Source organism: Rubneribacter sp., assembly GCF_965361815.1.
In genome coordinates this window covers 42,252-60,070 of record NZ_CBDTNW010000185.1, presented here as the reverse complement: position 1 = coordinate 60,070, position 17,819 = coordinate 42,252, and the positions used below count along the sequence as shown (strand labels likewise).

General features: G+C 63.9%; 15 protein-coding genes. 13 read left to right on the top strand and 2 right to left on the bottom strand.

Annotated elements, in window-relative coordinates:
* Positions 1-179 precede the first annotated feature (179 nt).
* From ACWKY3_RS13440 to ACWKY3_RS13430, 3 genes are all read left to right on the top strand, one after another.
* The gene (locus ACWKY3_RS13440; RefSeq protein WP_449316903.1) at positions 180-1,601 is read left to right on the top strand and encodes a cytochrome ubiquinol oxidase subunit I; all 1,422 of its coding nucleotides are present in this window, start codon (positions 180-182) and stop codon (positions 1,599-1,601) included.
* Positions 1,602-1,603: 2 nt separating this feature from the next.
* The gene (cydB, locus tag ACWKY3_RS13435; RefSeq protein WP_449316902.1) at positions 1,604-2,641 is read left to right on the top strand and encodes a cytochrome d ubiquinol oxidase subunit II; all 1,038 of its coding nucleotides are present in this window, start codon (positions 1,604-1,606) and stop codon (positions 2,639-2,641) included.
* A gap of 297 nt (positions 2,642-2,938) precedes the next feature.
* Positions 2,939-4,027, top strand: coding sequence for a hypothetical protein (locus ACWKY3_RS13430; RefSeq protein ID WP_449316901.1), 1,089 nt, complete (start codon positions 2,939-2,941; stop codon positions 4,025-4,027).
* A 29-nt stretch (positions 4,028-4,056) separates the two neighbouring features.
* Here ACWKY3_RS13430 and ACWKY3_RS13425 read toward each other — a convergent pair whose 3' ends face one another.
* Positions 4,057-4,500 carry a GatB/YqeY domain-containing protein gene (locus ACWKY3_RS13425; RefSeq protein ID WP_449316900.1) on the bottom strand — a complete coding sequence of 148 codons (444 nt, stop codon included), beginning with the start codon at positions 4,498-4,500 and terminating at the stop codon, positions 4,057-4,059.
* Between the two features lie 1,023 nt (positions 4,501-5,523).
* Here ACWKY3_RS13425 and ACWKY3_RS13420 point away from each other — a divergent pair.
* The 8 genes from ACWKY3_RS13420 to ACWKY3_RS13385 all read left to right on the top strand — a co-directional run bounded on the left by ACWKY3_RS13420 (position 5,524) and on the right by ACWKY3_RS13385 (position 13,597).
* Positions 5,524-6,012 (top strand): PH domain-containing protein, encoded by a 489-nt coding sequence (locus ACWKY3_RS13420; RefSeq protein WP_449316899.1) that lies wholly within the window; start codon positions 5,524-5,526, stop codon positions 6,010-6,012.
* Positions 6,012-7,817 carry a PH domain-containing protein gene (locus ACWKY3_RS13415; protein ID WP_449316898.1) on the top strand — a complete coding sequence of 602 codons (1,806 nt, stop codon included), beginning with the start codon at positions 6,012-6,014 and terminating at the stop codon, positions 7,815-7,817. The genes ACWKY3_RS13420 and ACWKY3_RS13415 overlap by 1 nt, the downstream gene beginning before the upstream one ends.
* A gap of 166 nt (positions 7,818-7,983) precedes the next feature.
* Positions 7,984-8,667, top strand: a complete 684-nt coding sequence (trhA, locus tag ACWKY3_RS13410) for a PAQR family membrane homeostasis protein TrhA (RefSeq protein ID WP_449316897.1) — start codon at positions 7,984-7,986, stop codon at positions 8,665-8,667.
* A gap of 15 nt (positions 8,668-8,682) precedes the next feature.
* On the top strand, positions 8,683-10,023 hold the full coding sequence (locus ACWKY3_RS13405) for a hemolysin family protein (RefSeq protein WP_449316896.1): 1,341 nt from the start codon (positions 8,683-8,685) through the stop codon (positions 10,021-10,023).
* Positions 10,020-11,021 carry a PspC domain-containing protein gene (locus ACWKY3_RS13400; protein WP_449316895.1) on the top strand — a complete coding sequence of 334 codons (1,002 nt, stop codon included), beginning with the start codon at positions 10,020-10,022 and terminating at the stop codon, positions 11,019-11,021. The genes ACWKY3_RS13405 and ACWKY3_RS13400 overlap by 4 nt, the downstream gene beginning before the upstream one ends.
* Positions 11,022-11,294: 273 nt before the next feature.
* On the top strand, positions 11,295-12,113 hold the full coding sequence (locus ACWKY3_RS13395) for a CMP-2-keto-3-deoxyoctulosonic acid synthetase (RefSeq protein ID WP_449316894.1): 819 nt from the start codon (positions 11,295-11,297) through the stop codon (positions 12,111-12,113).
* 113 nt (positions 12,114-12,226) lie between these two features.
* Entirely contained in the window at positions 12,227-12,886 is a 660-nt protein-coding gene (locus ACWKY3_RS13390) for a potassium channel family protein (protein ID WP_449316893.1), read from the top strand.
* 33 nt (positions 12,887-12,919) lie between these two features.
* Positions 12,920-13,597 carry a potassium channel family protein gene (locus ACWKY3_RS13385; protein ID WP_449316892.1) on the top strand — a complete coding sequence of 226 codons (678 nt, stop codon included), beginning with the start codon at positions 12,920-12,922 and terminating at the stop codon, positions 13,595-13,597.
* Positions 13,598-13,692: 95 nt separating this feature from the next.
* Here ACWKY3_RS13385 and ACWKY3_RS13380 read toward each other — a convergent pair whose 3' ends face one another.
* A complete protein-coding gene (locus tag ACWKY3_RS13380) occupies positions 13,693-14,226 on the bottom strand; it encodes an MOSC domain-containing protein (RefSeq protein WP_449316891.1) in 534 nt (177 codons plus the stop codon).
* Between the two features lie 786 nt (positions 14,227-15,012).
* Here ACWKY3_RS13380 and purB point away from each other — a divergent pair.
* Positions 15,013-16,362, top strand: a complete 1,350-nt coding sequence (gene purB, locus ACWKY3_RS13375; protein ID WP_449316890.1) for an adenylosuccinate lyase — start codon at positions 15,013-15,015, stop codon at positions 16,360-16,362.
* A gap of 368 nt (positions 16,363-16,730) precedes the next feature.
* Entirely contained in the window at positions 16,731-17,786 is a 1,056-nt protein-coding gene (locus ACWKY3_RS13370; RefSeq protein ID WP_449316889.1) for a DNA cytosine methyltransferase, read from the top strand.
* The last annotated feature ends 33 nt before the right edge of the window (positions 17,787-17,819 follow it).

Below are 17,819 nucleotides of genomic sequence, written 5' to 3'. Positions count from 1 at the left end.
GGCGCCTGCCGTCAGACTGTCAAGCCCAAACGTCATTCGCAATAAAAATTTTCAATAATGACCAAAGGGGCTGGAAAAGTTCTCGTAATGATGTTATTATCGTAACAATTTGGTGCCGACCGCTTGGGTCGAGGCGCTCGGCACGGAAGAAGGAGACGAGACAGAGAAGGGGGTGTGCGATGGATATCTTTACCGATCCGACGTTCTTGGCGCGGTTGCAGTTCGCGTGCACGGCTGCGTACCATTTCATCTTCGTGCCGATGTCTATCGGTTTGGGGCTTATCCTAGCCATCAACGAAACGCGGTACTACCGCTCTCGCAACGAAGCCGATGCGGCGGCTTCCAAGTTCTGGGTGAAGATCTTCACCGTGACGTTCGCGGTCGGCGTGGCTACGGGCATCACGATGGAGTTCTCGTTCGGAACGAACTGGGCCGATTACTCGCGGTTCGTGGGAGACATCTTCGGCGCTCCGCTGGCTGCGGAGGCGCTGTTCGCGTTCTTTTTGGAGTCGGTGTTCTTGGGCGTGCTGCTGTTCGGCCGCAAGCGCGTGTCGCCTAAGTTCTACCTGGCGTCCTCGTGGCTGGTGTGGTTCGGCTCGTGCCTGAGCGCGCTGTGGATCCTCATCGCCAACTCGTGGATGCAGACGCCGGCCGGCGCCGAGCTTGCCGCCGACGGATCGAAAGCCGTCATCACGGACTTCTTCGCCGCCGCGTTCAACCCCTCCACGTTGGTGCGCTACTCCCACACGGTGGTGGCGCTGCTCATCGTGGGCGCGTTCGTGGCCATGGCGGTTGCCGCGTGGTACATGCTCAAGGGCAAGCACGCCGACTTCGCCATGAAGACCATGAAGATCGGCGCCGTGGTGGGCATTGTGACCACCTGCGTCATGCTGGTCACGGCGCACTCCTCGGCCGTGACCGTGGCGGAGGAGCAGCCCACGAAGCTGGCCATGATGGAGGGCATGTACGACGACGAGGTTCCGCCGCTGTACCTGTTCGGATGGGTTGACGAGGAATCGCAGGAAGTGGTCACGCCGTTCTACATTCCCGGTGGCACCAGCTTCTTGGCCACGGGCACGTGGGATACGGAGTACCAGGGCCTCAACTCGCTGGCCGAAAGCGGCGACTGGGGCGATCTGGATCCCGAAACCGCTCCCGTGAACTTCGTGTTCCAGACCTACCACCTGATGGTGGCCATGTTCGGCCTGATCGCCATCACGGTTGTTCTGGTGCTGGTGTTCACGCTGCGCGGCGGCAAGATCAAGGACATGAAGTGGCTGCAGCGCTTGGCCCTCATCTCGCCGCTGTTCCCGATGCTGGCCATCCAGTCCGGTTGGTTCACCGCCGAGGTGGGGCGCCAGCCGTGGGTCGTGTATCCTTCCGTGACCGGCCCCGACGGCGTGAGCCTGCTCACGAACGACGGAACGTCCCAGTCGGTCTCCAACGTGGAGCTGCTGATCACCATGGTGCTGTTCTTGGCGGTGTACACGTTTCTCATGGTGGCGTGGGCGCGCATGGTGGGCCGCTTCATCAAGGAGGGTCCTGTGGCCGAGTCCCAGCAAAACGTCGCCGACGGCGCCCTTGCGAAGGAAGGTGAGTAGCCATGGAGATCACGTTCTTCCAAGGTTTGTGGTTCCTGCTGATTTTCGTGCTTATCGGCGGTTACTTCGTGCTTGATGGGTTCGATTTGGGCGCGGGCGTGCTGTACCCCTTCGTGGCGAAGGACGAGCGCGAGAAGGCGGCCGTGCGCACGAGCGTGGGGCCGGTGTGGGACGGCAACGAGGTGTGGCTGCTCACGGCCGGCGGCGCGCTGTTCGCGGCGTTTCCGGCGGCGTACGCCACCACGTTCTCCGGTTTCTACCTGGCGGTCATGCTGGTGCTGTTCGGACTGATCGTCCGCGCGGGGTCGCTTGAGTTCCGCGCGCATGATCCCAAGTGGGCCAAGGTGTGGGACGTGTGCTTCGTCGTGGGTTCCCTGCTGCCGGCGCTGCTTCTGGGCGTGGCCGTGGGCAACATCTACGCAGGCATCCCCATGGACGCCAACGGCGACTACGCGGGCATTCCGCTGCTGGGCCTGATCACCCCGTTCACGCTGCTGTGCGGGCTTTTGGGCCTGACGATGTTTCTGGCCCAGGGCGCCACGTGGCTCTCGCTCAAGGCGCCGAAGCCCTCCGAGCTGCAGGCTCGCGCCGCCAAGCTGCGTCTGCCGCTGCAGGTGGCGGCGCTGGTGCTGTTCGCGTGCGTGACGCTCTACGCGCTGCTGGGCATCCAGCCCGCCATGGAGCCGGCGCTGGGCGCGGTGCGCTGGGCGCTTGCCATCCTGTTCGTGGCAGCGGTGGCCGTGTCTTTGTTCCTCGGGTCCAAAAAGGATTGCGACCTGGGCGCGTTTGTGGCGCAGTCGGCTTCGGCGCTGCTTTTGGTGCTGCTGCTTGCGGCCTCGATGTTCCCGAACCTCGTGGTCGCCTCGGCCGACAGCGTAGGTCCGGCCATCACGGCCATGAGCGCGGCGTCCTCCGAGCTGTCGCTCATGTGGATGACCGGCATCACGTGCGTGGGCCTGCCGCTGGTGCTGATCTACCATGTGATCATCTACCGCACGTTCCGCGGGCGCATCCGCGAGGAGGATCTGGCCCACTACTAGGAGGACCCGCCTCCCGGCGCGGTTGACGACGGCCCGGTCGCCCGATGGCGGCCGGGCCGTTTCGCGTGCGGCGGCCTTGTGAGTCGGGAGCGGCCTTGCGAGAGCGGCCTTTCGGGACCGCCTCGCGGGATCGCCTCGCGGGACCGGCCTTGCGACGGTGTGGCGAAGGGCCGCTTCAAGGGTTCAATGACGGGTTGAAGCTGGGGCGTTCCGCCCCCTCGCCCTCCTTTGTAAACCATCTCTATGTTATATTTTCTTAGTTGTCTGAAAACGAACCACCGAGAAGGGGAGGGTTCCATGGAAGATAAGATCAACGAGCCGCAGCCGGCCGGGCCGGCGCCCGAGGACCAGCCGCCAACGCCTCCGTCCGAAGCCGCCACGCCCGAGCCTGCGGCCGAAGCCGCGACACCCGAGCCTGCGGCCGCGCCGGAGCAGCCGACGGCGCCGTACGCGCAGCCGCCCGTCACGCCCCCGGTTCCCGCTCCGGGCCAGCCCTACCAGGGTTACGGCCAGCCCGCATCCGGCGCTGCGAAAAGCGCGGGCACGGGCGCGCTCGTGTGCGGCATCCTGGCCATCGTGTTCTCGTGGCTTCCCCTCGTCGGCATCGTCTTGGGCATCGTCGCCATCGTGCTTGCCGGCAAGACCGTGAAGCAGGGCGGCAAAAACGGCAAGACGACGGGCGGCAAGGTGTGCGGCGCCATCGGCATCGCGCTGGCGGTCGTCTGCTTCGTCATATACCTGCTCTTCGGCAGCATCATGATGGCCCTGGTGTCCTCCAACGACCTCTCTTCCGAATACGACGCCATGCTGTCCCAGAGCCTGCAGGAGAACGCCGACGAGATTGCCGGGAGCCTGCCCGACGCCTCCTCGCTTGTGGACCCCGAGGAAACCGCCGCCATCGATGCGGCCACGCCGTACCTCCAGTCCCTCGGCGCGCTTGACGATGCGCAGGTGCAGGCCATTGTCGACGAGGTGGACCAGCGCGCCGCCGAATCCGTGGGCATGACCCTTTCCGAGATGGGCGTGGATCCGGCGTCGCTCGTGCGCTGGGTGTTCGCCGATTACGACTACGAGATAGACGACATACAGATTGTCAAAGGCGGCACCAGCACCATATACGCCCTGGCCACGGTGCGCGACGCCGACGAGCTGGGCACGCTGTTCTTGGAGCGGACGAATGAGTTCGTGAACTCCAGCGAGATGGACGCCATAGCGTCCGAAGAAGAGCTGATCGCGCGCGTGGGTCAGATCTACGAGCAGTGCCTGTCCGAGGTGACCGGCACCACGACGACTTACTTCGAGGTGTCCTTGACGCAGGAGGGCGACGCGTACGTGGTGGACGAGGAAGCCTGGCAGAGCCAGCTGCTCGACTTCTTCGCCCTCTAAGGTTTTGCGACGGCGGGCGTCGCCGGATGCTACGCCAGCTTTTGGCCGAGCATCGCGGCGGCGCCCGCTTTGTCGAAGTTCCCGCCGGTCCGCTGCGTGAGGGCGCCCATGACGCGTCCCATGTCGCGCTTCGTTGAGGCGCCGGTTTCGGCCAGCACCTCGTCGATGAGGGCGGCCAGCTCCTCGCCGGTCACCTGCTTGGGCAGATAGCCCTCCAGAATGGCAACTTGCACGGTCAGGGTGTCGGTGCGCTCTTGGTCGTTGCCGGCTTTGATGGAGCCGTCGAGCGTTTCCTTCGTCTGCTTGATCAGGCGTTTGAGCATGGCGTCCACGTCGGCGTCGGTGATGTCGCGACGCTCGTTCACCTCGATGTTCTTGATCTCGCCGTGCACCTGGCGCAAGATGGACAGTCGCGGCTTGTCCTTGGCTTTCATGGCGGCCTTGATCTCGTCTTTCAGTTGGTCGTAATTCATGCGCGGCCTCCTTTTCGCTGCGTTTGCCTTCCTGCGAGTATACCGCATGAGGCAACCGGCGGCACGGGGCTGCGGTCAGGGGGTGCGAGGGGCGCGAGTCGCGCGCCGCAGAGGGCGACCATCCCTTTCGCAGGATGCTCGGTGCGGACGCCACGGAAGCCGCAGGATGCGAAGGCCGCATGCTGCGGGGATGCGGGAGCCACAGGGGCGCGGGCGCCGCGGAGATGCGAAAGTCGTGCGATTGCGGGAGCTGCGGAGATGCGGACGCCGCAGGAGCGCAAAGGCTGCAGGCATCGCGGGGGGGGGTACGAGCGTTGCAAGAGCCACAGGGATACGGATTGCGCGGCAGCAAGATGGCCAAGATGGCCACAAGATGGCCACAAGCCGTTTACGGTAACGAGTCAGAAAATTTTCGCGCATATTTTACCGTTGGGTTCCCTCACATAGGCTTCGGAGCGAAATCGAAGCCTTTTAGACGCTCGGAAAGCCTTGTTTTCGCCATTTTTTGTTGCATTTACAACAAAAAATGGCTTTTACCAGCACAGACTGATCGAGAACGGTAAAATATGCGCGAAAATTCTTGGATCCATTACCGTAAAAATGCGCAACCGTGACGGGCGGGATGGACGGGATGGGCGAGATGACGGGGTTGGCGGCAGAAGGCGGGCGCGCGCAGATAACGGCCTCCCGCGGCACGGCTGACGGCCGAAACGCCCCCTGCGGCGTGCGTCTAGAAGCTGAGAGCCTCCTGCGAGTCGGCCAGCGGCTGGCGCGATCCCTCCTGCGAGTCGGCCAGCTGCCGAGGCGCTTCCCCTGAGAGGGGCGGCTACCACAGCCCTCCTGCGATGCGGCTGACGGCCAGGGTGCGTAGATGACCGCCACGAAAAGGACGCGCGCATGCAAGCGAAGGGAATGTGGGGGGGGGGTATGGAAGCGCATGACTTCTCAGCTGAAGAGCGGGCGATCTTTGATATTATGAACACTCACATTTCTGTTCATCTTACGACAACGATGAGGACAACCATGAAAGAACTGCCGGTCAACCAGCTTCATCCCAAGATCAAGGCGGTGTGGCGCATCAACGACGCCATTTGGCTCACCCTCGTGTGCCTGTGCTGCGCCGTGCCTTTCGGCATTGTGGCGGCAACGGAGCAGGGCGGTTGGGCCGCCACCGCGCTCGTCGTCACGCTTGTCGCCTATGCGTTGGCGCTGGTGCTGTGGTTGGTCGTCCTGCCGCCCGTTCGGTTCGCCCGATGGCGCTACCAGCTCTCCGACGACTATCTGGACATCGCGAAGGGCATCGTGTGGCGCAAGCGCTACGTGATCCCGTTCATCCGCGTGCAGAACACCGATACGCGCCAAGGGCCCATCCTGCGCATGTTCGGCCTGGCCAGCACCACGGTTGCCACGGCTGCCGGCGAGCATGAGATTCCCGGTTTGGCCTCCGATGTGGCCGAGCAGCTGCGCGACCATGCGGCCGAGCTGGCGCGCCTTGCCCAGGAGGACGTGTGATGAGGGCGCAGTCGCAGCCGCAAGCTCCCCAGCAGCCGCAGCAGCCGCAAGCCCAGCAGCCCCAGCAGCCGGTGCGCCATCGCGTGCATCACAGCTACATCTGGCTGGGCAGCGCCCAGATGGTGCTCGCGCTTCTTGCGGCCTTGCTGGTTGCGGGGTTCTCCTCCATCATCGGCGCCATTGCGGACGGCGCTCGTGCGTTTGCCGACGCGCCGGCCGGGATCATGGTGACCGTCGTGTCGGTGCTCGGGTTCCTCGCGCTCGTAGGCGTTGTCGTGCTCGTGCAGTGGTGGTCGTACCGGCACCTGTACTACGAGCTGGGTCCCGAGGAGTTCAACCTGTACTCCGGCATCTTCAACAAGAAGCGCGTGCACGTGCCCTATCAACGCATCCAGTCGGTCGATCAGCGCGCCACGCTGCCCCAGCGCATCTTCGGCGTGTGCACGGTCGACATCGACACGGCGGGCGGCGCGGCGAACAAGGCCGTGCAGGTTCCCTACGTGCTCAGGTCGCAGGCCGAGGAGCTGCGTCGGGAGCTGTTCGCCCGCAAGCAGGCCGCGGCAGTCGCGCAGGGCGGCGCGGCCGTGGCCCGCGCGCCGCAGGTCACGGCGTCCGCGCCCGGCAACGTGCTGGACGCCCCGGCCGAGATCTGGCAGGACGTGTGCGAGGTGTTCGGCGGCAAAGAGGTGGACACGGGCACGGTGACCTACGAGTACGGCCTGACGAACAGGGAGCTTGTCCTGACGGGACTTTCGAACCATACGTCGCAGGTCGTCATAGTGCTGGGCATCTTGGGCGTGGTGGCGCAGGTGTTCGAGCTTGCGGCGCCTTTGGCCGCAGGCCCGCTCGAGTCCGCGTTCGGACGGGTTTCCTCGGCGGGCTTGCAGCTGTTCGGCGGCAACCTGATAGCGCTGGTCGCGATCGCCGTGGTCGCGTTCTCCGTGGTGCTGTGGGCGTTGTCGGCCGTGGGCGCCTGCATCTCCTACGGCGGATTCAAGGCGCGCCGGCGCGACAGCCGCATCGAGGTGGAGCACGGGCTGCTGCAGCATCGCTTCCAGGGCGTCGATGTGGACCGCGTGCAGTCGGTCATGGTCAAGCAGAGCTTCATCCGGCGCCTCATGGGCTATTGCGAGGTGTCGCTGGGGAAGGTGGACGCCGCCTCCGAGAACTCGGGAGGGCAGGCGCAGGGGTTCGAAATGCAGACGGGGCTGGTCATTCATCCCTTCGTCAAGATGAACCGCGTGCCCGAGATCCTGGCGGGCCTTGTTCCGGAGTTCGCCGACGTTCCCGTGCAGGTCACGCCCGTTGCCCCCGCGGCGTTGCGCCGTGCGCTCGTTCGGCGCTGCATTCTGCTGGGCAGCGGCTTTTGGCTGGCGGCGCTTGCGGCCGTGACGCAGGTCGCGGTCAACCTCTGGGTTGCCCCGCACTATTCCGAGCAGGCGGGCGTCGCGGGCACGGTCAACCTGATAGCGACGGCGTGCTACGTGCTTGCGCTCGTGCTGCTCGTCTTCGACGCTGCAGGCGCGGTCCTGTGGTACCGAGGCTCCGGGTTCGCGTACAACGAGCGCTTCATGCAGGTGAGCAACGGAGGGCTTTCCCGGGAGACCGTGAGCTTCCCGCGCAGGAAGATACAGTTCGGCTACACCAAGACAAACCCCTTCCAACGGCGCTCCGGCACCGCTACGATAAACGTGCGCACCGCAGCGGGCGTTTCGGGCAGCACCATCCGACTGGTCGACGCGCGCGAAGACGATGCGCAGGACTGGCTCGACTGGATGAGGCCCCGAAGGGATGCGACGCAATAGCCCCATGAACACGCAATCGACTTCCACGATGCAAGAGCGCGCCGGCTTAAGGCGGCAAGCCGACCGGGAGGGTCCCCGCGCAAACGGGCCCTCCGGTCGCGAGGCTCCGGCTCCAGGTTGGACCCCCTCGCAGTTCAGGCCCCGGGACTGGGGCGAGGGCCGCGCCTTGCGCCACGAGGTGTCCAACACGGCCGCCAGCGCGGCCAACCGGGCGCGCAACGTCCGCGAGTACACGTTGGGCGAGGAAGTGGCCAACTCCGTGACGCACGGCATTGGGGCGCTGCTGGCCATAGCGGCCATTCCCATCTTGGTGGTGCGCGCCGTGGAGGACGGGGGAGGCGTCTACCTGTTCGCGGCTTTGGTGTACACGCTGACCATGCTGCTGGAATACACCATGTCCACGCTCTACCACGCCATTTCCGCCGAACGCGCGAAACGGGTGTTCAAAGTTTTGGACCACAGCTGCATCTACCTGTTCATCGCGGGTTCCTACACGCCGTTCTGCCTGATCACATTGGCTGACTCCGGAGGGTTGTGGCTGTGCGCGTTCGTGTGGGCCGTGGCCGTGGCCGGCGTGGCGTGCGAGGCGTTCTGGGTGTTTCGGCCCCGTTGGGTGTCGGCTGTGCTCTACCTGCTCATGGGGTGGTGCGTGGTGTGGTTCCTCCCGGCGCTCGTCGCGGCCATTCCGTCCGCGGGTCTGTGGCTGCTTCTGATAGGGGGCATCTGCTATTCTGTGGGATGCGTGTTCTACGTGCTGAAGAAGGTGCCCTACATGCACTCCGTCTTCCACGTATGGGTTCTTGCCGGGAGCGTCCTTCAGTTCCTGGCCATCGCGCTGTACGTCATGTAGCAACGGGAAAGCACCATGGACATTTGGATAAGCATTGTCGTCACGTTTCTGCTCGTGTTGGTGAACGGGTACTTCTCCATGTCGGAGATGGCGTTGGTGAACGCCAAGCTCGTGGTGCTGCAGCACGAGGCGGAAGCGGGCGACAAACGCGCTGCCCGGGCGTATAGCCTGGCGGGCGATTCCAGCCAGTTTCTGGCCACCATCCAGGTGGCCATCACGCTGGTGGGCTTTTTCGCCTCGGCCGCCGCGGCCACGAACCTCTCCGATCCGCTGGCCGCATGGCTTTCCGGCTTCGGCGTGGGCTGGCTTTCCGCCATCTCCTCCTGGCTGGCGCCGGTGCTCATCACGCTTGCGGTGTCGTATCTGAGCATCGTGGTGGGCGAGCTGGTTCCCAAGCGCATGGCCCTGGCGGATGCCGAGGGCGTGAGCAAGGCGGTGGCGGGTCCGCTCGCGGTGTTCGCCAAGATCGTCTCGCCGCTGGTCGCCCTGACCGCCGCCTCGGCGAACGGGCTGTCCGCGTTTTTGGGCGTCAAGGACGCCGACGAGCGTCAGAGCGTGTCGGAAGAGGAGATCAAGTACATGGTCACCGACAACGACGAATTGCTTGACGACGAGAAGCGCATGATCCACGACATCCTGGAGTTGGGCGACATGAGCGTGCACGAGGTCATGCGGCCGCGCGTCGACATGATCTTGGCACAGGACGTCGACACGGTGCGCCAAACCGTGGAGCGCATGCGCGGCACGGGGTACTCGCGCCTGCCCGTGTACCACGAGGACATCGACTGCATCGTGGGCATCGTCCATTACAAGGACCTCGTGGAACCGCTCATGGATGGCAAGGGGGACGATCCGGTGGCCCCGTACGCCTACGAAGCCATGTTCGTTCCCGAAACCAAGGACCTGTACCCGCTGCTTGCGGAGATGCAAACGAATAGGCAACAAATGGCCATCGTGGTTGACGAATACGGCGGAACCGATGGTTTAATAACGGTCGAGGACATCGTGGAGGAGATAGTCGGCGAGATCATCGACGAGTCGGATCGCGAGAACCCCTCCATCGAGCAGGAAGCCGAAGGCGTGTGGATGGTTGACGGCCGGTTTTCCGTGGAGGATGCCGAGGAGCTGGGCTGGCCGGTGGAGGAGTCCTCGGACTACGAGACCATAGCCGGCTGGCTGATGAGCGAGCTTGACACCGTGCCCCAGATGGGGGATCGGTTCGATTTCGGCGGGTATCGGTTCGGGATCCAGGCCATGCGCCGGCGCCGCATCGTGAGGGTGCGGGTCGAGCGCTTGGAGCCGATCCGCGACGGCAGGGGAGACGAGCAGGAAGAGACGTGCCGGGAGGAAGCGTGACGGAGGAAAGGCGGCTCTATCGTTCGCGCGAGGCGCTTGCGGGGGGCGTGTGCGCCGGGGTGGCCGACTACTTCTACGTGGACCCGCTGGCCGTGCGGATTCTGGCCGTCGTGCTGGCAATCGCCTCCGCCGGCGTTCTGGGGATTGCCTACCTGGCGCTGTGGGCCGTGCTGCCGAAGGCTCCCAAGGCGGCGGGCCCTCTTGACGTGGAGCCTCAGTCCGTAAGCTCCGACACGTACGGAGCCGTCGATTGCGACAGGGCCAGGGCAAGCGCCGCTGCGGGCAAAACGCGGTCGACCGCCGCCTCGGCTGCCGGTCAGCGCTACGTTCCCCCCTCGTACGGAGGCACCGCCCATATTCCTCCCGAACCCCCTGCGGCCGCTCCGTACCAGCGCCCCATGCCTCAGCAGCCCTCGCCGCCCCCTCCCGCAACGCCTCCGAGGGAGACGTCGGATCGCTGGGTGGCCGTGGCGCTTTGGGTGGGGTCGATCTTGCTGTTCCTTGGGTTCGCGTCGCTTGCGGCGACGTTCGTCAGCGGGGTTTTCTGGTGGCAGTACTGGCCGCTCATCCTCGTCATCGTGGGTATTGTGCGCATGGTCCTTCCCGGCAGGGAAGGGCATCGCATGGGTGCGCTCGTGCAGGGGCTTGTGTGCTTCTTCACGGGATCGACGCTGCTCATGATGAGCCTGGGGATTGTCTCTTGGAAGTCTTTGCCCCTCATGTTTGAGAGCCTGTGGCCCCTGCTGCTTATGATGGCGGGGTTCGGCGTGCTGGGATCTTCCCTGAAATCCCCCGTCATGACGCTGCTCGCCGGCGTATGCTTCGCGGCGTTTTGCGTATGCGGGCTGCTCTGGTTCTCGGTGCCGGGGTCGATGACCGAGGTCGTGCTTGTCACCCCGTACGGCCGCGAGTACCGCTTCGACGTCGTGCTCGACGATCTTTCGCTGGCGGCGTCGGGCGTTTGGCGGCACGGGCTTGTCCTCGACCCGCTGTGGTGACAATCGCCCCCTCACAGTTCGTTCGCCTTTTTCAGCCGGAGATCGTTAGGGACGCCACCTGCCCGTACGGCTCTTTCCGTTTTGTCAAGCGAACAAAAGATGTAGGGCACCTCCACACTTTTTTGCCTTCGCGCCCTTGCGTCGGCTAAAATGGGTCCCGTCAAAACAGCATACCGCCCATTCCGGCAGCAACCCTTCCCACAATCCACCACGCTGTCAACCGCTTCGGCGGGCCGGGTTCGTGTGCTGCGGGAACGAAAGGCAACCGAGGCTTTGGCTGAGAAGCGCATCAAACAACGGAGGACGGGCATCGTCGCGGCGATCGTCGCGGCCGGCTGCGTGTCGTGCGTGCTGGCCGGATGCATCGGATTCGGCTTCGCCTCTGCGGGAAGCGGGGCGTCCCGCGACATCACTTCGTTCGGCATAGACTCTTTGAGCGACGATTCGTCCGCTGCGCGCAGCGGATTTGGGTCGGAGGCGTCGGACTCGGAGGCTCGCGAGGCCACGGTTCTGGTCAGCGCGACATCGCGCGACATCTCCCAGGGCATAGCCGCCATCGAGGCGGAGGAGGAGGCGGCCCGCCGCGCCGCCGAGGAGGCCGCCCGCAAGGAGGAGGAAGCCCGCATCGCCGCCGCCCAGGAAGCTCGCGCCGCCCAACAGGCGCAGGCTGCCCGGGAGGGATCGGCCGCCGCCATCGCCGCGTTGGGCGAGGTGGACTGGAGCGTGGGCAAGGAAGCCTTCCTCGCCGAATGGACCGCCCGCATCGACGCGTATCTGGCCGGCTCGCCTTTGGCCGGGCAGGGGGCGACGTTCGCGGAGGCCGCATGGGCAAACGGCGTGGATCCGCGCTGGTCGCCCGCCATTTCCAACACCGAAAGCTCCAAGGGCGCCGTGTGCTTCCGCCCGTACAACGCCTGGGGCTGGATGGGCACGACGACGTGGGGCAGCTGGGAAGAGGCCATCAATGCGCACGTGGCGGGGCTTGCCTCCTATTACGGGTACTCCATCACCGTGGCGAACGCCCAGAAGTACTGTCCGCCCACCTATCAGGACTGGTTCAACAAGACCATCGCTCAGATGCAGCTGATCTAATCCAATGATCTTGGAGCGGTTGGCCCGATGATCTCGCGCGCAGTCGCCTTGCTTGCGGTATCCTTAGGAACTGCAAGCGCCAAGGCGCTTTTCGCGTGATCGAAAGGATCCTTATGAGCAACGTGATCGTGGTCGGTTGCGGCCGCGTCGGTTCCCAGTTGGCGAACATGCTGTCCGACAACGGCAGCAACGTATGCGTGATCGACCGCAACGCCGACGCGTTCGCCAACTTGGGGCGCAACTTCAACGGATCGACGGTGCAGGGCGTGGGCTTCGACGAGGAGACGCTTGTGAAGGCCGGCGTGGAGGACTGCGATGTCATGGCCGCCGTCACGCAGTTCGACAACACGAACCTCATGTGCGCCGAAGTGGGTAGCCGCCTGTTCGGGGTGCCGCACGTCATCGCCCGCCTGTACAACCCCGACCACGAGCGCGCCTACATGCAGCTGGGCATCGACTACGTATGCGGCACGTCGCTGGTGGCCGAGGACGTGTTCAGCAAGGTGGTGTCGGGGCATGGGGCGCATCTGGACACGTTCGGCGAGTTCGAGGTGCTGCGGTTTTCCCTTGATCTCAGCTGGACCGACAAGCGCACCATCCGCGTGTCCGAAATGGAGCGCGATCACGACATCCGCATCATTGCGTTCGAGCGGGGGGACGGCTCGGCAAGCTCTATTCCCACGCGCGACTCCATTCTCTACAACGGGGATTCGGTGCTGGCGTGCGTGCGCCATGAGCTGATAGAGTCGTTCTCCAAGTACATCCAGGACTGACGGCGTCGTTGCGGCGACAGGAAAGGACGCAGTATGTACATCGTCATCGCGGGCGGCGGCAAGATAGGCGAGTACCTGGCCTCGGTGCTGTTGAAAAGCGGCAACGACGTGGCCGTGATAGAGGAGAACCTGGAGACGGCCGACCATCTGTCCGTGGCGCTCACCGGGCGCTACCTGGTCATTCACGGTGACGGATGCGATTCCAAGTTCCAGGAGGACGCCGGCATCAGGCGCGCCGACGTGTTCGTGGCCACCACCGGGCAAGACGACGACAACCTGGTGTCGTGCGAGATCGCGCAGCGTGTGTTCAATGTGCCGCGCTGCATCGCGCGCGTGAACAGCCCGAAGAACCTGCGCATCTTCAAGGAGGTGGGCATCGAGTGCGTGTCCTCGACCACGCTCATCGCCAACCTCATCGAGGAGGAGACGCTGCTGGGGAGCATGAGCGTGGCGTCGTCGCTCACGCACGGCAACGTCATGCTCACCGAGATCGTGGTGCCGCGCATGCGGCATCATTCCAACGAGGCGGGGATCCTCGCCTCGTCGCTGCCCATGCCGCCGAAGAGCATGGTGGTGGCCGTGTCGCCCAAAGACGACGACAACGTGGAGGTGGCGGACGAGGACACCGTGATGTACGCCGGCGACACCGCCATCGTGGTGGCCGACAACGAGGTGCTCGACGAGGTGCGCGCGCTGTTCAAGTCGCTGTAACGGGCGGGGCGCTCGCGTGCTGGCGTGCGAGCGTGCGCACGCGCGCATGTGCGAGCCTCCGTCTCCTCTGCGCTTCGCGTCCGTCCGATTTCTGGTCAGCGCTGGGAGGCGGCGAGCTCGGCAAGGGCCTGGGGCGGGGTGTGGGCGCAGGTGCCGTCGCCGAGCGCGACCACCTCAACGGCATCGCCTGCGCTGACCGAGCCGCTTTCGAGCGCGACGAAGAACACGCCCTCGCGCGGAAAGATACAGTCGCCGGCCAGGTGGTAGATGGCGCACTTCGTGTGGCAGACCTTGCCGATCTGCGAAAGCTCGAGCAGCGCGCCGCCCACGCGCACGCGCGTGCCCAGGGGGAGGGCCAGAAGGTCGATGCCCTCGGTGGTGACGTTCTCCGCGAAGTCGCCCTCGGCCACGTCCAGGCCCAGAGCGCGAGCCTTTTCGATGGACTCCCAGGCCAGAAGCGAGACTTGCCGATGCCAGTCGCCGGCGTGCGCGTCTTCGGCAACGCCTTTGCGCGCTTTTATGTCAACGGGGCCGCTGCAAGGCGTCTTGCGCGTGCCTTTGCGTTTGGACACGTTGACGGACCTCACGCGTCCTCGGGCAGATACGGCGGCTTCTGCGGTGACGGCCATGCGCCCTCCTTAAACCTATTGAATGAGTAGGGAATAGCATAGCGGCTTTCCGAGGGATGTCAAGGCAGGGAGGGGCCTGCGGCGCAACGGATTCGCGCGAGGCGAGGCTCACGTCAAACGAGGTGTAGCGTTGGGTGAAGCGCGGTGTCGGGCGAGGTGCGCGCCCAGCGGGATGCCCGACGGCGCTTCGGAAAGCCCCGCCTGCCCGGCGAGCCGGCCACGCCGATCCCGGTTCAACAGGGGCGCTTCCGCAGGTTGGCCACAAACCGCGCCCTGTGGCACTCCGGAGGGCCGATCCGGCGCGCCAACGGGCCGCGTGATTCCGGCGATCTGGGGTTTCTCCAGGCGCGGAGGGGCTGGAGGGAGGAAAACCAGCCCCGCGCGTGCCATAGGGCGCTGTTTGTGGCCAACCTGCGGGCGGCCCCTCGCCGGGCCGCCTCCGGAGGGGGTTCTCGTCAACGGTCTAACAGAGAGCGAGGCATCCGATGGCGAGAAATCACCGAAATCGGAAAAGCTTGGCAGCAGAGGTCTTTCTTTTTCCAGTAAAACACCAGGTCGGCAATTCGGCACTGGGGCTAGAGGGGGCATATGGGCCGTCGGGCCTTCCGACTTCGGTGATTTCTCGCCATTGGGAAGGGTTCTTCTCGCTATCCGTTCGTGCCTGCGCGCCGTTTCCCGCCTCGTCGCCTCCCCTCTTTGCCATCGCGCTTTCCGTGGAAACGCGCCGAGGGTGCGCGCGGTGCGGTATGATGCACCTATCAGGTACGACGTGGGAAAGGGACCGGCGTGATCAACCGCTACACGCGCCCGGCGATGGGCGCCATCTGGGAGCTGCAGAACAAGTTCGAAATCTGGAAGGAGATCGAGGTGCTGGCCTGCGAGGCGCAGGCCGAGCTGGGCCGGTCGGGCATCACGAAGGAGGAGGCCGCGTGGATCCGCGCGCACGCCGACTTCACCGTGGAGCGCATCGACGAGATTGAGAAGGTGACGAACCACGACGTCATCGCGTTCACCACGTGCATGGCGGAGCACATCGACGCCGACGTGCCCGAAGGGCAGGAGAAGCCGAGCCGTTGGGTGCATTATGGCATGACCTCGTCCGACCTGGGCGACACGGCGCTTTCCTACCAGATCACGCAAGCCATCGACATCATCCTCGAGGACATCAGGCAGCTGGGCGAGACGTGCAAGCGTCGCGCGTTCGAGTTCCAGGACACGCTCTGCGTGGGCCGTACGCACGGCATCCACGCCGAACCCATGACGTTCGGCATGAAGTTCGGCAGCTGGGCGTGGGCGCTCAAGCGCGCGCAGACGCGCATGGAGGAGGCCCGCAAGGTGGCCGCCACCGGCGCCATCTCGGGCGCGGTGGGCACGTACTCCAGCATCGACCCGTTCGTGGAGCAGTACGTGTGCGAGAGGCTGGGCCTCGCACCCGACCCGCTGTCAACGCAGGTGCTCGCGCGCGACCGCCACGCGCAGGTCATGGCCGGCCTGGCCGTGACGGCTTCCACGTTGGAGTCCATCGCCATGCAGGTGCGCCTTCTGCAGCAGTCCGACGTCATCGAGGCCGAGGAGCCGTTCGCGAAGGGCCAGAAGGGCAGCTCGGCCATGCCCCACAAGCGCAACCCCATCACGGCCGAGCGCGTGTGCGGCCTTGCGCGCGTGGTGAAGGGCAACGCGCAGGTGGCCTTCGACGACGTGGCGCTGTGGTACGAGCGCGACATCTCGCATTCGGGTGCCGAGCGCGTGGCGCTGGCCGACAGCTTCATCGCGCTGGACTACATGTTCGGCAAGATGCAGTGGATGCTCGACGGCCTGCAGACCTACCCCGCCAAGATGGAGCGCAACCTGTGGCGCACGCGCGGCCTCATCTTCAGCTCGAAGGTGCTGCTGGCGCTGGTGGACACGGGCATCACGCGCGAGGACGCCTACGTGATCGTGCAGCGCAACGCCATGAAGGTGTGGGAGGACATCCAAAACGCGGTTGACGGCCCCACCTACCGCGAGCGCCTGGAGGCTGATCCCGAAGCCGCAGTCGCCCTGTCGTCCGAGGTGCTGGACAAGATCTTCGATCCGTGGGACTTCCTCACCCGCAAAGACGTGGTGTTCAAACGCCTGGAGGGGCTGGAGTTTTGATGCCCCGGGTGGCATAGGGCATTCGATAGCATTCGTCTCGATGGGACCGGTGCTGCGGGGGATCCTTGCAGCGCCGGTCCTTTGCACATGGAAAGCTTCGCAAGAAGCATTGCATGCTTTTGCTTGAGGGGCGGCATGTCGTTGGAGTTGGGTGAGCGCATAGGGGCGCAAAGCATATGATTGCAAATGATTTGCAGAATTGGGGTCGGCCGATATAAGACTCCTTCATCAATCGACCGGTTTGCAGAGATCCCCTTGGCTCCTTCTTCGAATATAAGAATCTGGTAATTGCCGAATCGTATCTAGGAGAAGACTTTTCCCTACGATAAAATACTCCAAATGCACCGGCGCTATTTTGGGAGGAGAGAATGGTCGAAAAAAAAGGACATACAGCCATCTCTCTTTTCGCGGGTGCGGGTGGCCTCGATATTGGTTTTGAGCGGGCGGGTTTTGAAATCGTGTTCGCCAATGAGCTGGATGTTGATGCGGCAAACACATGGAGAGCGAACAGGCCCAATTGCGATGCGATGAACCAAGGCGATATCGGCGATTACATCGAGTCGCTGAAGGCTTACAAAGGGACCACTGTTGTATTTGGCGGCCCGCCATGCCAAGGTTTTTCCGTTGCGGGGAAAATGAACCCCAGCGATCCGCGCAGCAAATTGATTTGGTCCTTTCTTGACGTCGTTGAGTCTGTTCAACCGAAAGCCTTCGTCATTGAAAACGTACGCGCATTGGGATCTTTGAAGAAATGGGAAAGCGTGCGGAATGGCATAATAAAGCGAGCTGGCGAACTTGGCTATTCCTGCGATTTCAAAATCTACTCAGCAAGCGAGTTCGGCGTCCCCCAAAATCGGGAGCGCGTCGTCTTTTTTGGCATTCAGGGCGATTCCTCAAAGCTTGATCAATTCTTTTCGGAAATGGAAAAGAGGAAAAGCAGCCCTAAGACCTTGCGTGAGGTTTTGCTCGGCGTTGGGAAATACGGCACTCCCGATAATCCTCAAACATGCACAGCGCATATTACGCTTGCGAAGCGTCCGGTCTTGAGGCAAAGCCCTTACGCGGGAATGCTCGTCAACGGCGCCGGACGTCCAATGAATTTGGATGGAGCGGCTCATACTCTGCCGGCCTCAATGGGCGGCAATAAAACCCCTATCGTCGATGAAAACGCGCTTGAAACTGGCGAGGAGAATTGGTTTTCCGGGTATCTTCGCCGATTAAGCAACGGGGAGGCCGATCCGGAAACTGAAGTGATTCCGGATACTTTACGGCGCCTGACCGTAAAAGAGGCAGCTGCTCTTCAAACCTTTCCGGACGATTATGTGTTCTGCGGAAGAAAGACGCAGCAATACAAGCAAATTGGAAACGCGGTGGCTAGCGATTTTGCTCAAGCAATCGCCGAATCCGCCTTGGTTTGCTTGTAGCTTCGGATTCCTCTGTAACCCTCTGTTAAACCG